Annotated in this window: 16 protein-coding genes; 4 read left to right on the forward strand and 12 right to left on the reverse strand. The window is 65.7% G+C overall.

Features of this window, described 5'->3' with window-relative positions:
* The first annotated feature begins 21 nt into the window (after positions 1–21).
* Positions 22–1,185 (forward strand): acyl-CoA dehydrogenase family protein, encoded by a 1,164-nt coding sequence (locus ACODS0_RS10665; protein WP_488834810.1) that lies wholly within the window; start codon positions 22–24, stop codon positions 1,183–1,185.
* An 84-nt stretch (positions 1,186–1,269) separates the two neighbouring features.
* On the opposite strand, the gene ACODS0_RS10670 is transcribed toward ACODS0_RS10665, so the two are convergent.
* On the reverse strand, positions 1,270–1,572 hold the full coding sequence (locus ACODS0_RS10670) for a hypothetical protein (protein WP_225581100.1): 303 nt from the start codon (positions 1,570–1,572) through the stop codon (positions 1,270–1,272).
* 145 nt (positions 1,573–1,717) lie between these two features.
* On the opposite strand from ACODS0_RS10670, the gene ACODS0_RS10675 reads away from it, so the two are divergent.
* The 3 genes from ACODS0_RS10675 to ACODS0_RS10685 all read left to right on the forward strand — a co-directional run bounded on the left by ACODS0_RS10675 (position 1,718) and on the right by ACODS0_RS10685 (position 6,266).
* Positions 1,718–2,923 (forward strand): acetyl-CoA C-acetyltransferase, encoded by a 1,206-nt coding sequence (locus tag ACODS0_RS10675; RefSeq protein ID WP_099731265.1) that lies wholly within the window; start codon positions 1,718–1,720, stop codon positions 2,921–2,923.
* A gap of 23 nt (positions 2,924–2,946) precedes the next feature.
* Entirely contained in the window at positions 2,947–5,118 is a 2,172-nt protein-coding gene (locus ACODS0_RS10680; RefSeq protein ID WP_488834812.1) for a 3-hydroxyacyl-CoA dehydrogenase NAD-binding domain-containing protein, read from the forward strand.
* A gap of 65 nt (positions 5,119–5,183) precedes the next feature.
* Positions 5,184–6,266: a hypothetical protein gene (locus tag ACODS0_RS10685; protein WP_488834813.1), complete on the forward strand. Its 1,083-nt coding sequence runs from the start codon at positions 5,184–5,186 to the stop codon at positions 6,264–6,266.
* 116 nt (positions 6,267–6,382) lie between these two features.
* On the opposite strand, the gene ACODS0_RS10690 is transcribed toward ACODS0_RS10685, so the two are convergent.
* The 11 genes from ACODS0_RS10690 to ACODS0_RS10740 form a co-directional block, all read right to left on the reverse strand.
* A complete protein-coding gene (locus ACODS0_RS10690) occupies positions 6,383–7,288 on the reverse strand; it encodes a beta-keto acid cleavage family enzyme (RefSeq protein ID WP_488834815.1) in 906 nt (301 codons plus the stop codon).
* A 14-nt stretch (positions 7,289–7,302) separates the two neighbouring features.
* Positions 7,303–8,475, reverse strand: a complete 1,173-nt coding sequence (locus ACODS0_RS10695; RefSeq protein WP_488834817.1) for an acyl-CoA dehydrogenase family protein — start codon at positions 8,473–8,475, stop codon at positions 7,303–7,305.
* A complete protein-coding gene (locus tag ACODS0_RS10700) occupies positions 8,472–10,484 on the reverse strand; it encodes an acetyl/propionyl/methylcrotonyl-CoA carboxylase subunit alpha (protein WP_488834819.1) in 2,013 nt (670 codons plus the stop codon). Before ACODS0_RS10700 ends, ACODS0_RS10695 begins: the two co-directional genes overlap by 4 nt.
* The gene (locus ACODS0_RS10705; RefSeq protein ID WP_488834821.1) at positions 10,481–11,284 is read right to left on the reverse strand and encodes an enoyl-CoA hydratase/isomerase family protein; all 804 of its coding nucleotides are present in this window, start codon (positions 11,282–11,284) and stop codon (positions 10,481–10,483) included. The genes ACODS0_RS10700 and ACODS0_RS10705 overlap by 4 nt, the downstream gene beginning before the upstream one ends.
* Before the next feature lie 171 nt (positions 11,285–11,455).
* A complete protein-coding gene (locus tag ACODS0_RS10710) occupies positions 11,456–12,625 on the reverse strand; it encodes an acyl-CoA dehydrogenase family protein (RefSeq protein WP_488834824.1) in 1,170 nt (389 codons plus the stop codon).
* Positions 12,626–12,678: 53 nt separating this feature from the next.
* Positions 12,679–13,809: a DNA alkylation repair protein gene (locus tag ACODS0_RS10715; protein ID WP_488834825.1), complete on the reverse strand. Its 1,131-nt coding sequence runs from the start codon at positions 13,807–13,809 to the stop codon at positions 12,679–12,681.
* 23 nt (positions 13,810–13,832) lie between these two features.
* Positions 13,833–15,446: an acyl-CoA carboxylase subunit beta gene (locus ACODS0_RS10720; RefSeq protein WP_488834827.1), complete on the reverse strand. Its 1,614-nt coding sequence runs from the start codon at positions 15,444–15,446 to the stop codon at positions 13,833–13,835.
* Positions 15,443–16,372 (reverse strand): SDR family oxidoreductase, encoded by a 930-nt coding sequence (locus tag ACODS0_RS10725; protein WP_488834829.1) that lies wholly within the window; start codon positions 16,370–16,372, stop codon positions 15,443–15,445. Before ACODS0_RS10725 ends, ACODS0_RS10720 begins: the two co-directional genes overlap by 4 nt.
* Before the next feature lie 28 nt (positions 16,373–16,400).
* The gene (locus tag ACODS0_RS10730; protein WP_488834831.1) at positions 16,401–17,150 is read right to left on the reverse strand and encodes a TetR/AcrR family transcriptional regulator; all 750 of its coding nucleotides are present in this window, start codon (positions 17,148–17,150) and stop codon (positions 16,401–16,403) included.
* A 1,087-nt stretch (positions 17,151–18,237) separates the two neighbouring features.
* Positions 18,238–19,014, reverse strand: a complete 777-nt coding sequence (locus ACODS0_RS10735; RefSeq protein ID WP_488834833.1) for an enoyl-CoA hydratase — start codon at positions 19,012–19,014, stop codon at positions 18,238–18,240.
* A 77-nt stretch (positions 19,015–19,091) separates the two neighbouring features.
* Positions 19,092–19,964: an acyl-CoA thioesterase gene (locus tag ACODS0_RS10740; RefSeq protein WP_488834835.1), complete on the reverse strand. Its 873-nt coding sequence runs from the start codon at positions 19,962–19,964 to the stop codon at positions 19,092–19,094.
* Positions 19,965–19,984: the final 20 nt, after the last annotated feature.

A 19,984-nucleotide genomic window follows, 5' to 3' on the forward strand; every position in this document is an offset into this window, starting at 1 on the left:
AAATAACCTGGTTGTCCCACCATGATCGAACGCACCCTCTTCCAGCCCGACCACCAGGCCTTTGCCGACAGCTTTCGCCGCTTCATCGACAAGGAAGTGACGCCCCACCACGCCGCCTGGGAAGACCAGGGCTATGTGGCGCGCGAGGTGTGGAGCCAGGCGGGCGCCAACGGCTTTCTGTGCATGAGCCTGCCCGAGGAGTACGGCGGCGCCGGGGCCGACAAGCTGTATTCGGTGGCGCAGATGGAAGAGCTGGCGCGTGCAGGCACCACAGGCATCGGCTTTGGTCTGCACAGCGAGATCGTGGCGCCGTACATCCTGCACTACGGCACCGAGGAACAAAAGCGCAAGTACCTGCCGCAGATGGCCAGCGGCGCCATGGTGGGCGCCATCGCCATGAGCGAGCCGGCTGCGGGCAGCGACCTGCAAGGCATCAAGACCACAGCCATCAAAAGTGCGGACGGATCACACTATGTTCTGAATGGCAGCAAGACCTTCATCACCAACGGCTGGCATGCCGACCTGGTGATCGTGGTCGCCAAGACTGACCCGGCGGCCGGGGCCAAGGGCACCAGCCTGTTGCTGGTGGAGCGCGGCATGCCCGGTTTTGAAAAAGGCCAGCGCCTCAAGAAGATGGGCATGAAGGCGCAGGACACGTCCGAGCTGTTCTTCAACGACGTGCAGGTGCCGGTGGACAACTTGCTGGGCGGCCCCGCCATGGAAGGGCGTGGCTTCATCTGCCTGATGGAGCAGTTGCCCTGGGAGCGCCTGCAGATCGCCATCACCGCCGTGGCCGCCGCCCAGGCCGCCATTGACTGGACACTGGACTACGTCAAGCAGCGCAAGGTCTTTGGCCAGAGCGTGGCGTCATTTCAAAACACCCGCCACACCCTGGCCGAGCTGCAAACGCAGGTGCAGGTGGCCCGCGTGTTCGTGGATAAGTGCTCTGAGCTGATCGTGAAGGACCAGCTCGACACCGAAACCGCCAGCATGGCCAAGTACTGGACGACCGACCTGCAATGCAAGGTGATGGACGAATGCGTTCAGCTGTTTGGCGGCTATGGCTACATGTGGGAATACCCCATCACCCGCGCCTATGCCGACGCACGCGTCCAGCGCATTTATGGCGGCACCAACGAGATCATGAAAGAAGTGATTGCGCGGGCCATGGGCCTGGGCAAATAACGGAATGCACCGCACCGTGAATAACGCAGTGCACGATGCCCTGCACAACGCCCTTCACAACGTACCAGTGGGCGCCGAATGCCGCTACAGATACCAGGCGGCGCGGGCCTCTTCGGGGCTGAGCGGCGCACCGGGGCGGCGGTCGGTGACATTCAGCCAGGAGCGCACACCCTGGCTGCCACTCAGCGCGCGCATCAGCAGCAAGCCTGCGCCAATGCCGCGAATGGCCGCCGAGCTACGGCTGGGCGCCATGAAGGCCGCCACCGCCAGCGCACTGGATGCAGCCAGCACGACATGGTGCTCCAGCGCAAACCCTTCGCGCGTGTCGTCGTATTCGATGGCGCTGCGCGCGATGCGCTGCAATGCAGGGGATGTATTTCGTTCCATAACCAGAAATGTAGATAGCAACCGCCGAAAGATAGTGCAAAACCCACTGCACCCGCGTCAGAAAGCACCTTGTAGTGGCGTGAGCCAGCCCAGCTGCTTTACCGCCGCACTGCTTGAAGTTTAGAGAAACCACCGGAGACCATTCATGACCGAAGCCTATGTATTCGATGCGCTGCGCACCCCGCGCGGCAAGGGCAAGAAGGACGGCACCCTGCACGAGGTCAAGCCCATCGACCTGCTGGCAGGCCTGCTGACGGAGCTGCAAGCGCGCCACCGCTTCGACACGGCGGCAGTGGACGACGTGGTCATGGGCATCGTCTCGCCCGTGGGCGAGCAGGGCTCGGTGCTGCCCAAGGTCGCGGCGCTCAAGGCCGGGTGGGACTTTCGCTGCGCGGGTGTGCAGGTCAACCGCTTTTGCGCCTCGGGCCTGGAAGCCGTGAACTTGGCCGCGCAGAAGGTGCGCAGCGGCTGGGAGGACCTGGTGGTGGCGGGTGGCGTGGAGAGCATGAGCCGCGTGCCCATTGGCTCCGACGGTGGCGCCTGGGCGCAAGACCCCGCCACCAACTCCGCAACGCTGTTCGTGCCCCAAGGCATCGGCGCCGACCTGATCGCCACGTTGGACGGCTACACCCGTGCCGACGTGGACGCCTTCGCACTCGAATCGCAGCGCCGCGCCACCGCCGCGCGTGCCGCGGGCTACTTTAAGAACTCTGTCGTGCCCGTGCGCGACTTCATCGGCCAGACCATCCTGGCGGAAGACGAATTCATCAAGCCCAAGACGACCCTTGAAGGTCTGGGCGCGCTCAAGGCCTCGTTCGAGCAACTGGGCGGCATGGGCTTTGACGCCGTGGCGCTGCAGCGCTACCCGCAGGTGGAGCGCATCCACCACGTGCACCACGCGGGCAACTCGTCGGGCATCGTGGACGGCGCCGCCGCCGTGCTCATCGGCAACGAGGCCGCTGCCAAGGCCCACGGCCTCACGCCGCGCGCGCGCATCGTGGCCACCGCGCTCAGCGGCGCCGACCCAACCATCATGCTCACCGGCCCCGTGCCCGCTGCCAAGAAGGCGCTGGCCCGTGCGGGCATGACCATCGACCAGATCGATCTGTTCGAAGTGAACGAGGCCTTCGCCGCCGTGCCCATGCGCTTCATGCGCGAGCTGGGCGTGCCCCACGACAAGGTCAATGTGAACGGCGGCGCCATCGCCATGGGCCACCCGCTGGGCGCCACGGGCGCCATGATCCTCGGCACCCTGATTGACGAACTGCACCGCCGGGGCCAGCGCTATGGCCTGGCCACGCTGTGCGTGGGCGGCGGCATGGGCATTGCCACCATCGTCGAGCGAATCTGATTGACTGGGAAGGAGACAACAACATGCAAACCATCCGCTACGAACTCGTCCCCGCTCAGGGCACCGACGGCGAAGTGGCCGTCATCACCTTTGACGAAACCAACTCCCCCGTCAACACCATGTGCCGCCAGTGGCAGCAAGAGCTGGGCGAGGTGACGGCCCAGGTGCTGGGCGACCGCGAACGCCTGGGCGCCGCGCTCAAAGGCATCGTGCTGGCATCGGCCAAGACCAGCTTCTTTGCGGGTGCCGACCTCAAGGCCACCATGCGCCTCACACCCGCCGATGCACCCAACGCGTTTGGCGAAATCGAGCGCATGAAGAAGCACTTTCGCACGCTCGAAACGCTGGGCATCCCCGTGGTGGCCTGCCTCAACGGCGCGGCGCTGGGCGGCGGCTGGGAGGTGGCCCTGGTCGCCCACTACCGCATTGCAGTGGCCGACACCAAGATCCAGTTCGGCCTGCCCGAGGTCACGCTGGGCCTGATGCCGGGCGCCACCGGCGTGACCAAGATGACGCGCCTGCTGGGCCTGATGGGCGCGCAGCCCTACATCCTGGAAGGCAAGCTCTTCAACCCCGCCGAAGCGCTGGAGCTGCAACTGGTGCATGAGCTGGTGGCTACGCGCGAGCAACTGCTGCCCGCCGCGCTGGCCCACATCGCCACCCACCCACACGCGGTGCAGCCGTGGGACGACAAGAACTACAAGATGCCCGGCGGCACGCCCGCCAACCCCAAGATTGCGGGCGCCCTCACCGTCGCGCCCGCCATGCTCAAGAAGACCACGCGCGGCCGCTACCCCGCACCCGAGGCAGCGCTGGCCGCCATGGTCGAAGGCGCGATGGTGGACTACGACACCGCCCTGCGCATCGAAAGCCGCTACCTCGCCCGCCTGATGACCGGCCCCGTGGCGCACAACATGATCAACACGTTCTTCTTCGACACGAACGCGATCAAGAGCGGCAAGTCGCGCCCCGGCACGGCCCCACGCTACAAGCCGCAAAAGGTCGGCATCCTGGGCGCCGGCATGATGGGCGCGGGCATCGCCTGGGCCCAGGCCAGCCGGGGCATCGCTACGGTGCTGAAAGACGTGAGCACCGAGAAAGCCGAGGCCGGCAAGGCCTACAGCGCCAAACTCACCCAGGCCCGCGTGGACAAGGGCCGCATGACGGCCGATGCGCAGCAGGCCCTGCTGGCCCGCATCACGCCCACCGCCAGCGCGGCCGACCTGGCGGGCTGCGACCTCATCATCGAAGCCGTGTTTGAAAGCCGTGACCTCAAGGCCAAGGTCACACAAGAAGCCGAGCCGCAACTCGCGCCCGGCGGCTTCTTTGCCAGCAACACCTCCACCCTGCCCATCAGCGGCCTGGCCACGGCCAGCAGCCGGCCCGAGAAGTTTGTCGGCATCCACTTCTTCAGCCCCGTGGACAAGATGAAGCTGGTGGAGATCATCCGCGGCAAACAGACGGACGACGAAACCGTGGCCCGCGCGTTTGACTACGTGCAGGCCCTGGGCAAGGTGCCCATCGTGGTCAACGACGCACGCGGCTTCTATACCAGCCGCACCTTCGGCACCTTTGTGATGGAAGGCGCCGCCATGCTGGGCGAAGGCATCCCCGCCGCCGCCATTGAAAACGCCGCCATGCAGGCCGGCCTGCCCGTGGGCCCGCTGGCCGTGCTGGACGAAACCGCGCTAACCCTGAGCGTGCACGTGCTGGACCAGACCCGTGCCGACTACGCTGCCGAAGGCAAGACCCACACCGCCACACCCGGCGAGCTGTTGGTGGAGCGCATGGTCAAAGAGCTGAAGCGCCCCGGCCGCGCGGGTGGTGGCGGCTTTTACGACTACCCCGCAGGCGCCAAGAAGCAGCTGTGGCCTGAGCTACGCGGCCTGTTCGAAAAGTCCGATGTTGCGTGGAGCGTGCAGGAGATCCAGGACCGTTTGCTCTACCGCCAGGCCATAGAGACCGCGCGCTGCCTGGCCGAGGGCGTGTTGACCAGCGTGCATGACGCGAACATCGGGTCGATTTTTGGGATTGGGTTTCCGGCTTGGACGGGGGGGGCGATGCAGTTCATTTACGGAACGGGTGTTGAGGTATTCCTGAAGCGTGCGAATGAGCTAGCAGCGGCGTACGGGTCCGGCTTCGTGCTAGAGCCAAAAGTCCAGGAAGCAGTTGAGAGATTTCAGCCGACCTTCTGACCCCCTTGTGCGCTGAAAAGCGCAACTTCAGTGAACGACTATCTGAAGGTAACGGGCATGGCATCATGTTTCGCCATATGTCTCGTAAAACTATCCGCGTCCCTGGCATATTGACCCCGGGTACAGCATTTAACTTCTGCCGCTCACTGCAAAATCTGGACGCACACGACGAGTACGTCTTTGACTTCACTCAAACTCGTACCGTAGAACCTTTCGGGATGTTGCTCGTTTCCAGTGAGATCCGGAGATGTAAAGCGACACACCGCAGTGCGCAGTTTTCATGCGCGAACTTCAAACACATGACCTATGCAGGCCACATGGGGTTCTTTAAAGCGTTCGGGCTCGACTTTGGGAAGGGTCCGGGGGAGGCTCAAGGAAGTAGAAGCTACATTCCTCTAACTATTTTGGAATCGGACGCTCTCGTTGAAGCTGCTGCTAGCAAGGGGCACGAAGTCGGTAGCGAAATCGAAGAGCACAGTAAGAAGCTTTCCGCCACGCTAATTGGAGAGGACGCCGGAGATGTCTTCGAGACAATGGCCTACTCGATTAGAGAAATCATGAGGAATGTGGTTGAGCATGCCCAAACAAACCAATTCGGTATTTGCGCGCAGTACTGGAAAACAAAAGGACGTGCTGAAGTAGCCATCCTTGACCGGGGCGTCGGACTCCGAAAAACCCTTAGCCGGAATCCGCACATTGACGCATCCTCCGACAAAAGTGCAATCAACTACGCGCTTATGCCCGCGGTGTCCGGCAAAGCGTTTAAGGGAGCGAAGCAAGTAAATAAAGGCAGCCCTTGGGTGAACTCTGGATTTGGCCTGTACATGACGAATCGCATATGCAGAAACGGTGGCAACTTCCTGATCTCCAGTGGCGACACAGGCATGCTGCTAACTGGTGGCAAAGGAGGAAAGCGGTACTTTCCAGCATCACTTAACGGCACAGCAGTTCGCATGACGATCATGACGAATCAGTTACCAAACCTGCGTGAAGCACTGGCGAGATACCGGGACGACGGCTACGAAATCCAGAGGAAATACCGTGAAATCGTCAGCATCGATCCTTCCTCTGCTTCACTGATGCTCTCAGAAGATTTCGATCCAAGTGTCTGGGACAAGATGCTTCGGAAGATCAAATCTATCGTCTAACGATAGATTGCTGGACGCATACAAGAAAAGGCCTACCTCGCAAATTGACCAGTCAACGATCAATTTGCGAGGATGCTGATCCTCCACGGGACTTACGAATTCCGACGCTCAGGGCATCAGATGACTGGCGTACCAGCTGACTCCCTCAACCCCAACATCCCCCGCGCCTCCTGCGGTGAAGCCACCTCCCGCCCCGCATTGCGCGCGTACTCCGCCAGCCTCTCAATCAGCGGCCCGTTCGAATCCGCCTTCGTCCCATCCGGCAGATAGAACGTATCCTCCAGCCCCGTGCGCAAATGCCCGCCCAGTTCCGCCACGCGTTGGTGCACGGGCCAGATCTCGCTGCGGCCGATGACGGTGGCTTGCCAGGGGGCGTCCTGGATCTTGAGCTTGAGCAAGATGGGCAGCAGGTCCGGGTCCGCAGGCATGCCGGATTCGACGCCCATCACAAAGTTGTATTCGGGCAGGCGCTCGGTGTACATGCCGGTCTGCACATACATCTCCACACAGCGCACGATGCCCACGTCGAAGCATTCAAACTCTGGCAGCGTGCCGGTCTCCAGCATCACGTCGATGAAGTCCTTGACCTTGGCGGGCTGGTTGTCGAACAGCATGGGCGGCCAGGCCCAGGTGCCGTTGCTGCGCACCTTCAGGTAGTTGAGCGAGCCCGCGTTGCACGCTGCCATCTCGGGGCGGGTGGCGCGCAGGCAGTCGAGCGGGCCTTGGTAATTGGGGCCGACCACGCCGGTGGTCTGGTTGATGATCAAACCCGGGCAGGCATCGCGCATGGCTTGCACACAGTCGCGCGCCACCTGCGGGTCCCAGCTGGGCAGGTGGCCCTTGCCGGGCTCCTGGTTGCGAAAGTGCACGTGGACCACGGCGGCGCCAGCGTCGTAGGCGCGGCGGGCCTCTTTGGCCAGTTGCTCGGGCGTGACGGGCACGTGGTGCTGGCCGGGGTCCGTCAGCACGCCGGTGATGGCGCAGGTGATGATGGCTTTGTTGCCGTGGTCGGTGCTGTGCATGGTGGCTGTCTCCTTCAAATGCCGAGCTGCTTGGCAGCCAGGTCTTTCATGATTTCTTCCGCACCGCCGCCGATCATCATGACCTTGACCTCGCGGTAGATGCGCTCGCTGACGGTGCCGCGCATGAAGCCCATGCCGCCCAGGATCTGCACGGCCTGGTCAGCACAGAACTGCATGGTTTGGGTGGCGTGGTTCTTGAGCAGGCACACACTCGCTACCCATTCCGGTACGGTGCGGCCCGCGTCGGCCTGCGCGGCCACGGACTCGCACCACGCGGCGGTGGACTGGATGCGCATCTGCATGTCCACCAGCTTGTGGCGGATGACCTGGTGTTCCACCAGCGCGGCGCCAAAGGTCTTGCGCTGGCGGGCCCAGGCCAGGGCCTCGTCGTAGCAGGCTTCGGCAAAGCCCAGGGCCGATGCGGCCAGGCCAAAACGCTCGCCGTTGAAGTTGGCCATGATGATCCGAAAGCCCGCGCCCTCTTCGCCCAGCAGGTAGCGGGCGGGCACGCGCACGTTGTCAAACCGCAGATGGGCGGTGTCGGAGCAGAGCCAGCCCATCTTGTCGAGCTTGCTGCGCGACAGGCCTGCGCTGTGGCCGGGGATGAGCAGCATCGATATGCCGCCGCTGCCCTTGCTACCAGCGTCGCCAGTGCGCACAGCCACCGTGATCCAGTCCGCCCGCATGCCGGAGGTGATGAACACCTTTTCGCCGTTGACGATGTACTCATCACCCTCTCGCCGCGCTGTGGTCTTGAGCTGGGCCACATCGGACCCGCCACCGGGCTCGGTGATCGCCAGCGCAGCGATTTGCTCGCCCGCCAGCACGGGCGGAATGACCTCGGCACGCACCGCGTCGCTGCCATGCGCCAGCACGGGCGGCAAGCCAATGTTGTGCGACAGCAGGCTGGCCAGCACGCCGCCGCTGGCGCCGTGGCGGCTGAGCGCGCGCCACAGCGGCAAGCGCAAGGCGTAGCTGGCGGGTGTGCCGCCGTACTGCTCGGGGTAGCCCAGCCCTAGCAGGCCCAGGTCGGCCGCGCGGCGGTACAGGCTGCGGGGGAATTCACCGGCCGCGTCCCACGCGTCCACATGCGGCGCGATCTCGGTGCGGGCAAAGCGGGTGACGGTGTCGGTGAGGGCAGTGCGGTCTTCGTTGCTCACAGGGGTTGCGTCGGATGTGGCGGTCATGCGGGCGCTCCTTGCGTGGCGGGTGCAAAGCGGGCCAGCACCTGGCCGGGCGACACCTGCTGGCCGGGGGCCACCAGCAGCTCGGCCACGGTGGCGGCTGCGGGGCTGGACAGGCTGTGTTCTAGCTTCATGGATTCGATGACCACCACCGTGTCGCCCGCCGCCAGCGCCTGGCCTGCGGCCACGGGCAGCGCGACGACCTTGCCGTTGAAGGGCGCGCGCAACTCCGTCGCACCGCCCGCCGCACCCGCGCGCGCGGCGGGTTCCCACGATGCGTCCTCCACCCAGCCATCCACACCACCGGTTTGCCAGTGCCAGCGCAGTGAGCCCACCGGAACGGCGCGCACGGTGTGGTCGGCATGGCGCACATCACCCTCCGCGCCGGTCTGCGTGGTGGTGATGCGCACCATGCCCGCAGCCTGCGGCGCCAGCTGCAGATGGGTGGTGCCGCCCGCATGCTCCACCAACAGCCGCCCCGCGCCCAGCTCGCGCACCGCCAGCGGGACCACCTGGCCCTGGTGGCGCAGGCGCAGCGGCCGGGCCAGCGCGCAGGGCAGTTGCGCAGACGCGGCACCCGAAGAATTTGAAGCAAAAATGGCCGTTACCGCGCTCTGCACAAGCACTTCAAGCTCCTTATTTGATAGCAGTTCTTGTAGTTGCGTGGCGTGCTCCGCAAGAAACGGCACCAGGGCATGCCCCGCGCCAAACACCGGGTGCTGCAGGCACGCTGCCAGAAACGCGCGGTTGGTGGGCAAGCCCAGCACGCGGGTGCCCTGCAGCGCGCGGACCAGCGCGACAATGGCCTCGGCCCGCGTGGGAGCGTGCACGATGAGCTTGCCCAGCATGGCGTCGTAGTGAGGCGTGACCTCTGCCCCCTCCTCCAGCGCATGGTCAAAGCGCAGCGCGCCCGGCGCAGCCCGCTCAAAGGCGGCGGCCGGTGGTGCGCTGAACTGCAGTACACGACCGGTATGGGGGCGGAAGTGCGCGTCTTCGGCGCACAGGCGCACCTCGATGGCGTGGCCTTGCAGATGCACCTGATCTTGCGTGAGCGGCAGCGGCTCACCCCGCGCCACGCGGATCTGCCACTCCACCAGGTCTAGCCCCGTGAGCGCTTCGGTCACCGGGTGCTCCACTTGCAGGCGGGTGTTCATCTCCATCAAGAAGAATTCAGCCCCGTCCAGAAGGAATTCCACCGTGCCCGCACCCACATAGTCAGCGGCCTGTGCCAGCGCCACGGCGCAGGCGCCCATGCGCTCGCGCAGCGCTGCGTCCACGGCGGGGCTGGGGGACTCTTCGATGATCTTCTGGTGGCGGCGCTGCACCGAGCAATCGCGCTCGCCCAGGTGGATGCACGCGCCGTGGGCGTCGGCAAAGATCTGCACCTCCACATGGCGCGGCTGCAGCAGCGCGCGTTCGATCAGCAAGTCGCCACAGCCAAAACCCGCCAGCGCCTCCGACCGTGCGCTGGCCAGTGCGGCGGGCAACTGCGCCAGGTCGGTGACCAGGCGCATGCCGCGCCCTCCCCCACCCGCCACGGCCTTGACCATGAGGGGCGTGCCGATGCGGGCTGCCTCGGCGGCAAAGCGTTCGTCGCTCTGGTCGTCGCCCGCATAGCCGGGCAGGCAGGGCACGTCCTGCGACTGGGCCAACGCCTTGGCCCCGGCCTTGCTGCCCAGCGCACGGATGGCGCCGGGCGGCGGGCCGATCCAGGTCAGGCCCGCATCGACCACGGCCTGGGCAAAGTCAGCGTTCTCGCTGAGGAAGCCATAGCCGGGGTGCACGGCATCTGCGCCGGTGGCGCGGGCAGCGGCCAGCAGCTTGTCGGTGCGCAGGTAGGTGTCGGCGCTGGCCGCGCCGCCCAGCGCCACGGCCTGGTTGGCTTCACGCACGTGCAGGGCGTTGGCATCGGGGTCGGAGTAAACCGCGACGGTTTCGATGCCCATGCGGTGGGCGGTGTGAATCACCCGGCGAGTGATCTCGCCGCGATTGGCGATCAGTATCTTTTTCATGGCTTCGCACTCCAGGGCGGCGCCTTGCGCGCAGCAAACGCCGCCAGCCCTTGCGGAGCCTCGGGCCCACGCAGCGCCTGCGAAAAAGCAATTGCCGCTTCGTCCAGCAGCGCGGGCAACGGCGTTTCGGCTTGGGCCAGCAACAAACGTTTGGTGGCGGCCACGGCCTGCGGCGCTGCGGCGGCGTGGCGTGCGATGGTGGCTTGCACAGCAGCCTCCATGTCGCCACTCACCACCTCATCGACCAGCCCCGCGATTTGAGCTTTCGCGGCATCCCAGCGCTCGCCCGTCAGCAGACAACGACGCGCAGCAGACGGGCCAAGGCGCCGCACCACAAAGGGCGCGATCTGCGCAGGCACGATGCCCAGCGTGACCTCGGGCGTGGCGAACTGCGCGCTGGCGTGGGCCAGCACATGGTCGGCGCAGCACACCAGGCCGAAGCCACCGCCCATCGCCGCGCCCTCCACCGCCACGAAGAGCCACTGCGGCAGCGCGCACAGCGCCTGCAGCAGCGCGCCGAATCGGCGGTTCAGCGGAACCAGCGGGTCGACCTCTCCGTCCGCCAAAGGCTGGCCAATGGTCTTGGCAAAGCCGCCCAGGCTGCCACCCGCGCAGAAGTGCCCACCGGCACCCCGCAGCACCACGCCGCGCAGGTCGGCATCGGTCGCAGCCCGCTCGCACGCGGCTAGCAGGGCGTCCACCATGGCTTCGGACAGCGCATTGCGGCTGGCCGGGTCATTGAGCGTCCAGGTTTCCACGCTGCCGCTGGCCAGCGGCGCGCGGGTTATCTGTAAAGGCATGTCAGGTCTCCACCGTGCTGCGCGCTACGCACGACATACGAAACTGGCGCGGCCCAGTGCCAGGGCAGCCGAGCAAGGGCCGCCCCGTAGCGAGGGCTGCGTCCCCCTGCCCGCATTGCGCAGCAATGCGAGAGCGGGTGGAAGCGACGAAGTCGCTCAGGGGGGTGTTGCTCATCTCTTGGCGATGCCCATGAGCTTGGCGAGGATGCCCAGCATCACTTCGTCCGCACCGCCGCCAATCGACGCCAGCCGCCCGTCGCGGTACATGCGCGAGACCTTGTTCTCCAGCGTGAAACCCATGCCGCCCCAGAACTGCAGGCAGGTGTCGGGCACCTCGCGGTTCAGGCGGCCAGCCTTGAGCTTGGCCATGCTGGCGAGCTCCAGCACGTCCTGCCCGTTCACGTACAGGTCGCAGGCGCGGTAGGTGAGTGCACGCAGGGCCTCGACCTCGGTCTTGAGCTCGGCCAGCTTGAACTGCACCCACTGCTGGTCGGCCAGTGTGGCGCCAAACAGCTTGCGCTCCTGTGCGTAGTCGATGGTCCACTGGATGCAGTGGTTCAGCGATTCGAGGGTGCTGGCGGCGCACCACAGGCGCTCTTCCTGGAACTGCTGCATCTGGTAGATGAAGCCCTGCCCCTCGGCACCGATGCGGTAACGCTGCGGCACGCGCACCTCGTCAAAGTAGATCAAGCCGGTGTCGCTGCTGTGCATGCCGATCTTTCGGATCTTTTGCGCCACCTCGATGCCCTTGGTGAGCTTGCCGCCCGGGCCATCCCGCATGGGCACCATCACCAGGCTCTTGTTCTTGTGCACAGGCCCTTCGCCCGTGTTCACCAGCATGCACATCCAGTCGGCCTGCAGGCTGTTGGTGATCCACATCTTCTGGCCGGTGATCACGTAGTCGTCGCCGTCCTTGCGCGCCACGCTCTTGATGCCCGACACATCGCTGCCCGCCGCAGGCTCGCTCACGCCGATGCAGCCCACCATGTCGCCCGCAATGGACGGGGCCAGAAACTGGCGCTTGAGTTCTTCGCTGCCATAGCGCGCCAGCGCCGGGGTGCACATGTCGGTCTGCACACCAATGGCCATGGGCACGCCGCCGCAGTGGATGTGGCCCAGTGCCTCGGCCATGGCCAGGCTGTACGAGTAGTCCAGCCCCTGCCCGCCGTATTCCTCGGGCTTGCACAGGCCCAGCAGGCCCAGGTTGCCCATCTTCTTGAAGACCTCGTGTGCGGGGAAGATCTCGGCCGCTTCCCACTCGTCCACGTGGGGGTTGATCTCCTCGTCGATGAAGCGCTTGAGGGTCTTCTGGATCTCGCGGTGCTCGTGTGTGAACTGCATGGTGCTTGTCTCCTGCTGTTGCGTTTGTGTGTTCGTGTGCCTGCAAACCTCGATCACGAAAGCTGAAACTGCCCCAGCGGCTGTGGCCGCCCGTTGAGCACCAGCTCCACCTGGTGCGCGCCGGGGTAGTGGGTGCGTGTGGTCATCTGCTGCAGCGACAGCGTCTTGCCTACGGCCACGGTGGCGCCGGGGGCAATGTCCAGCGTCTGCAGCTTGAACACCTTGGGCGCCGCGCCGCCGTGGGCCTTGACGTAGTGCACCTTCAGGTCCGCCAGCACGCGCTGGGACTGCGGCGTGGGGTTGTGCAGTTCAACCTCGATGCGCACCTTGTCGCCGATGCGCGCACGGGCGGGCAGCACGCGCGCGGCCCGTACGTCCAGCGCCACGGCATGGCCCACGCCCAGGGCATCGAGCGCGCCAGCGTCGCCGCGTTTGATGAGAAAACGCAGGCCGTGGCGCACCAGGGCTTCACGCGGGGCGGGTGCGCCCTGCAGCCAGGTGCGCGCGGTGCCCACGGCCAGGTCGGGGTGGTCCTTGGCGATATCGCCCAGGTGGTTGGCCACGGAGCGACGCACGTACGACGATGGGTCGTCCTTGAGTGCATCGAGCAATGGCAGGGCCAGTTGCGGGTTGGTCTTGAACGCAGGCAGGCGCGGCGCCCAGGGCAGGCGGGGCCGCGTGCCTTCGCTCACCAGGCGGCGCACATGGGCGTTGTCGTCGTGCGCCCAGTCGCGCAGCCGCGCAAGCGTGGCGCCCTGGTGGCGCAGCACGTAGGGGCGGATGCAGAACTCGGCGGTAAAGCGCTGGGTGAGTGCATGCTGCGCAGCCATCGCTGCCTCGAAATGCTGCAGGCCGTGTGCGCCGATGTACATGCTGTGCGGCAGGTACAGGAAGGCGCTGTACGGGCGGTCACCCGCATCGGGCTCACCCGCCGCATCGAGGCCCATGGGTGGGTCCATCGAATCGACCAGCACACCCAGCGCGCGTGGCACGTCTTGCGGCAGGTGGGTCTGCAGGGCCTGCGCAATGCGCTGACCGCGCGCCATCAACTCCAGCGATTCGTAGCCGGGCTCGATCTGGCGCAAGAAGGCTTTTGAGTCGAAGGACCGCCACGCGCGCCGCACCATGGCCGCAATGCGCGGCGGCACGGTGTCGTTCAGCAGGTGTTTGAGAGGCTCGGCCATTGTGGAAGTTGCGCGCAAAGCGCTTACATCCGCGCCACGCCAAAGCTCAAGGGCCGCAGCGTGCGGGCCTGTGCCTCGGCGCAGGTGTCCAGGCAAAACGCCAGCACGGCGCGCGTGTCGCGCGGGTCGATCACACCGTCGTCCAGCAGCAGGCCGCTGGTGGTGAACGCATCGGCCTGGGCCTCGAACATGGCGACGATCTTGTCGAACTGGGCCTGCGATTCGGCCGGGTCGGGCGTGATGCCTTTGCGCGCCAGCGCCGCCTCGGTCACGATCTGCATGGTGCGCGCGGCCTGCTCGCCGCCCATCACCGCCGTCTTGGCACCCGGCCAGCTGAACAGGAAGCGCGGCGCATAACCCCGCCCGCACATGCCGTAGTTGCCCGCGCCAAAGCTGGCGCCGCACTGGATGGTGATCTGCGGCACGGTGGCGTTGGTCACGGCCTGGATCATCTTGCTGCCGTGTTTGATCATGCCGCCCTGCTCGCTCTCCTTTCCCACCATGTAGCCCGTGGTGTTCTGCAGGTAGATGATGGGGTGGCCCAGCTGGCACATCCACTGGATGAAGTGCGTGGCCTTGTTCGCGCCCGCCACGTCGATGGGGCCGTTGTTGCCAATGAAGCCCACGGCATGGCCGCCAATGCGGCCTTGCGCGCACAGGGTGGCCATGCCGTAGCGGGCCTTGAACTCCAGCAGCTCCGAGCCATCGACCAGCCGCGCCATCACCTCGCGCATGTCCACGGGCTGGCGCAGGTCGGCAGACATCAGGGACAGCAGGTCATCGGCGGGCAAGAGAGGTACAGGCGCGCTGTGTCGCTGGGGCATGTTCCACCCCAGCTGCGCCACCACATCGCGCGCCAGGCCAATCGCCTCACGGTCGTCCTGGGCCAGGTATTCGCCCAGGCCCGAGACGGACGTGTGCATCTCGGCGCCGCCCAGTTCTTCTTCCGTCGCAATCTCGCCCGTCGCAGCCATGAGCAGCGGCGGCCCGGCCAGAAAGGCGCGCGAACGGCCCTGCACCATGATCACCACATCCGACAAGCCGGGCATGTAAGCGCCGCCTGCGGTGCCCGAGCCGTGCTGCACGGTGATGACCGGAATGCCCGCCGCCGACAGCCGCGCGAGATTGCGGAACAGCGTGCCGCCGTGCACGAAGCCCTCCACCCGGTAGCGCATGAGGTTGGCACCCGCGCTCTCCACCAGGTGGATGAACGGCAAGCGGTTTTGCAGCGCGATCTCCTGCACGCGCAGGATTTTTTCAAGGCCCATGGGCTGGATGGCACCGGCTTCGATGCCCGAATCGCTGGCCACCACCATGCAGCGCACGCCGCTGACAAAGCCGATGCCCGCGACCATGCCGCCACCGGGCACAGACTTCTCGGGGTCTTTCACGTCCTGCAGGTAACCCGCCAGCGTGCACAGCGGCAGCCAGGGCGCACCCACATCCAGCAGCAGCGCCACACGCTGGCGCGGCAGCAGCTGACCGCGCTTTTCAAACTGGGGCAGCGAGCGGGCCGAGGCGGCGGCGGCACGCTCTTCCAGCGCGCGCAGAGCATCCAAGCGGGCCTGCAGCGCTGCGCGGCGCTGCGTAGCCTCGGCACTGCCTGGGTTGAATCGGGAAGTGAAGACGGCTGTCATGCGGACTCTGTCTTGGGGGTATGGGAAGGGGCAAACACCTGCGGCACCTGCGCGCGGTGAAAGCCGTCAAACGGCCGCACGGCCGGGTGTGCTGCAGCGGTGGCACCAGGCGCGCGCTGCGGCCAGCCCATGCGCACCTGGGGTCGTGCGCCGTCCACCCGCAGCGTGGTGCCGCTGATGAAGCTGGCTGCCGGGCTGAGCAAAAAGGTGATGGCCGCCGACACCTCGGCCTCGTTGCCAAAGCGCCCAAGCGGCACCGTGCGCGGCATGGCACGCAGCATGTCTGCAGCCTCGGGCGGGTAGTTGTCCATGCCGCTGGAGGCGATGTAACCCGGCGCCACGGCGTTCACGCGCACACCGCTGTGCGCCCATTCCAGCGCTGCCGTTTCCGTCAAGCTGACCATCCCCGCGCGCGCTGCACCGCTGTGCCCCATGCCCGGCATCGAGCCCCAAATGTCGGCCACGATGTTGACTACTGAGCCGCCGTGCTGCGCCATCCACTGCCGGTAGCACTCTCGCGCCATCAAAAAGCCGCCGGTGAGGTTGGTGTGCAGCACGGCCTCCCAGCCCTTGGCACTGATGGATTCAAGCGGCGACATGAACTGCCCGCCCGCGTTGTTGACCAGCGCATCGATACGGCCCTGCGCAGCAAGGATTGTCTGCACCAGCGCCACCACACCTTCTTCTGAGCGGATGTCGCACACCTGGCATGACACGCGGCCACCATCGGCGGTGATCTCTTCAGCCACGGCCAGCAGCTTTTCTGGCTTGCGCCCCACCAGCACCACATGCGCGCCCAGGTGCGCCAATTCATGCGCCGTGCACCGGCCTATGCCCGAGCCGCCGCCGGTGACCACCACCACTTGGCCCTGGAACAGGCCCGGAGCAAACACAGACTGGTAGGCGTTGCGCGCTGTGGGGGCCATGGTGACTCTGCCTTGATGGGGTTGTTTGTTATGAACGGATGAACAAGGCCAGCGCCTCGTCGGTGAGCGCGTCAAGCGACTTGCCCTTCTTGGGCGAGAACCACTGCACCGCCCAGTTGAGCGCCCCAAAGATGAACAGCCGCGCCACACCGGGCTCTGCCTGCAGCGCGCCCTGCTGTGCCAGCGCTTCCAGCACGGGCATCCAGGTGGCCTCGTAGCTGTCCTTGATGCGGGCAATGCCCTTGCGCTGCGCAGGCGTGAGCGAGCGCCACTCGTACAGCATCACCGGGATGAAGCTGCTGCGGGGCCCGAGCAGGATCTCGAAATGGTGGCGAATGAGCGTGTGCAATTGCTCGCGCGGTGTGGCCGTGGCGGGCAGTGCATCGAGTGCCTGCTGCTGGCTTTGCGCGGCCATGGTCATGCCCTCGCTCATCACGGCGTAGAGCAGCGCGCTTTTGCTTTCGAAGTGGTAGAAGGGCGAGCCGCTGTGCATGCCTGCGGCCGCCGCAATGTCGCGCGTGCTGGTGGCGGCAAAGCCCTGGGTGCGAAAGAGCTTGGCCGCGCCGTCCATGAGCTTGCGGCGGCGGTTGCCGTCGTCCAGTTCTTCTGCGGTCTTGCGGGGGCGGCCGCGGGGGCGGCGGGTGGGTTCTTCGATGGGGGATTGTGTTGTGGTTGCCGAGTTGGCGCTGAGGGGCGCTACGGCCTTGCTGCGGGGGCGGGCCGGGGGCTTCTTGGGAGGGGGGGCGATGGCGCTGGTGCGCGGCACAGGTGAGTCCATGCAGGCACGATAGCAAAACTGTTTATTTTTAGCAAGCAAGTGCTTTGTAAAAATAGATAGCTTGTCTGATCGTGATTGCTACGGGTGCTTTTTGAGGTTGAGCGCCAGTATTCACTGCCTGATTTGCTATTCATTTGGAAGCAGATCTCGTGCCTATGCGAAGGACGGAGGCCGGGAGTCGCCCGGCATGCGAGTAACTTTCTTTCGCGTCGCCGAAAGAAAGTCACCAAAGAAAGGGCGACCCTGCTGTCTGCGACCCCTTCGCTGCGCTGCGGGGCAACCTGGGGTGCTCGGTCACGGGGTGCACCGCAGAACTCGCTGCGCGCTCTTGGCGCTCCGCTCGGACAACTGCGATGAGTCAGTTCACGAAGCACGCGCGCTCCGACGCGCATGCCACCCCGCGCCCTGCGCGCCCCAGGCGCATACAGAAGGGAACCCACGGGGATCGGACATCCATTCGGGCCATCGCTGCGCTCGGCCCCACCTCGCGGGCGCAAGCGCCGCGCGCTGCGCAAGCACGGCCGAGCGAAGCAAAGGCCCGTGTGGCTGTTTGGATGTTCGGCTGTTGGATGTTCGGCTGCCCCCCCTGCTGGCTGCGCCTGCGGCGGGGCGGTTGTGGGGTGGCATGGGCGTCGAAGCGCCCATGCTTCGTGATCTGACTCGCCGTGGTTGTCCGAGCGGCGCGCGCAGCGCAAAGCGAGTTCCACGGCGCACCCCGCAACCGCCCCGCCGCAGGTTTGCCCCATAGCGAAGCGAAGGGGTCGCAGACTGGGGGTCGCCTTTTCTTTGGTGACTTTCTTTTGGCGAAGCAAAAGAAAGTTACTCGCATGCCGGGCGACTCCCGGCTCCCGCACTCAACACGGGCATGCAGTAGCCACCGCACAAAAGCTTCGACAGGCTCAACCAAAACGGACGGGGCGAGAACGAACTATAAAAACAATAGCTGCCAGCGCTTTGTGTAGAAGCGCCAGCAGCCAAAAAACCTTCAGAACCAACGACTCAAACCGCGCTGAAGTCTGGACGGCGCTTTTACCGAAAGCCCGTGGTCCTGCTTCGCAGTCCACGCCGCTTACGCGGCTACCTGCCTTCAGACTGCGCTGAAATCGGGACGGCGCTTTTCCATAAACGCCGAGAACGCTTCCCGCGCTGCAGGCTCACGCAACATGCGCCCAAAGCTCTCGCCCTCTTCCGCCATCACCTCCAACACCTTCGCCATCTGCCCGCCCTTCATCAACCGCTTGGTTTCGATGAGCGACGACAACGGCTTGGCTGCCAGCTTCTTCGCCTGCGCCTGTGCGACGCCATTGCACTCGGTCGGCGGCACCACGCGGTTGACCAGCCCCACTTCCAACGCGGCTTCGGCCATGAACGGCTCGCCCAACAGCAAGGCTTCCGCAGCGCGGTGGTACCCCAGCATCTGCGGCACCAGCAGGCTCGATGCGGCCTCGGGGCACAGGCCCAGATTGACGAAGGGCATGGAGAACGCCGCGTTGTCGCCCGCGTAAACGAGGTCGCAGTGGAACAGCATCGTCGTGCCGATGCCCACGGCCGGGCCACACACCGAGGCGATCACGGGCTTGGGGAAGGCAGCGATGCCGCGCAGAAAACGGAAAACCGGCGAGTCCTGCGTGGCAGGCGGCTGCTGCAGGAAGTCGCCAATGTCATTGCCCGCGCTGAAGATCGCCACGTCGCCCTGGAACACCACCACACGCACGCTGGCATCGGCCTTGGCGGCATCGAGCGCATCGGCCATGGCGGCGTACATGTCGCGCGTGATGGAGTTCTTCTTGTCCACGCGGTTGAAGGTGATGGTGGTCACGCCCGCTTCGGAGTGGACGAGGATGTCTTGGGTGGCTTCGGTCATGGTGGAGGTGATTCCGGGTCTGATGGATGGGGACGAGAGGAACGATGCACGGCGGCGCAGAGCCACCGGTCCGCGCACTATTCCTTGTAGTAAACGATCTGGTGGCTGGTGGCGAGCATGGTGCCTGCCTCGTTCCAGAGCTGCACGGTCTGGTCAAAGAATCCGTTGCGGAACTCCTGCCCGCGCGCCTGGCCAAGCAGGAAGCCCGTGCCCGTGGCCTGCAGCTGCTCTGCCGTGGCGTGGAAGTACACGGTGATCGACACCGTGCCCGCAGGCACTTGGCGCGCACGGCGCAGCCACACGCGGGGGAAGAACACATCGGCCAATGCGGACAGCGCCACAAAGTCGAGCGGCCGCGGTGGTGTGTCGCGCATCCACAGCTGCGTCAGGCTGTGGTCGCCACTGCCGTCCCAGGTGCGCGGGATGAAGCCAGCGATGGGACGCATCTCGTAGCGGTTGAGCCATTCCACCGCACCCAAGGGGGCAACGATGGCTTTTTGCTCTGCAGGTGGGGGCACCTGCGGCATGGGCACATCGCCCACGCTCCAGGTCTCGCGGCGCACGGCCGTGACGGCGGTGGCCGTGGTAGTGACCACCTGCGCGCCGTCGGCACCGGCCTGCAGGATCGACAGCGTCCAGTGCTGGGTGGAGCGATTGGTGCGAACAGGAGTTGCCTGCACCGTGAACGCACCAGCGGTCAAAGCGCCCGCGTAGTTGACTGTGAGCGACAGCGGGTCGCCCAGCCGATCGGGGTGCTGCAAGATGGCCTGCAGCAGCGTGGCAGCGGTGATGCCGCCAAACGGGCCCACCATGTTCCAGTAACCGGGATGGGTCTGCCCTTCGTACTGGCCCGCCGCAGCGGACGAGGCCGTCAGTTGCAGCGCCTCGTCCAGCGGGTGGGTAGCGGAGGACGAAGACGCAGACGAAGAAGTGGATGAAGAGGAAGTCATGCTGCAAGTGTGCCGCGAAA

The sequence above is a fragment of the Acidovorax sp. FG60 genome, assembly GCF_057808995.1.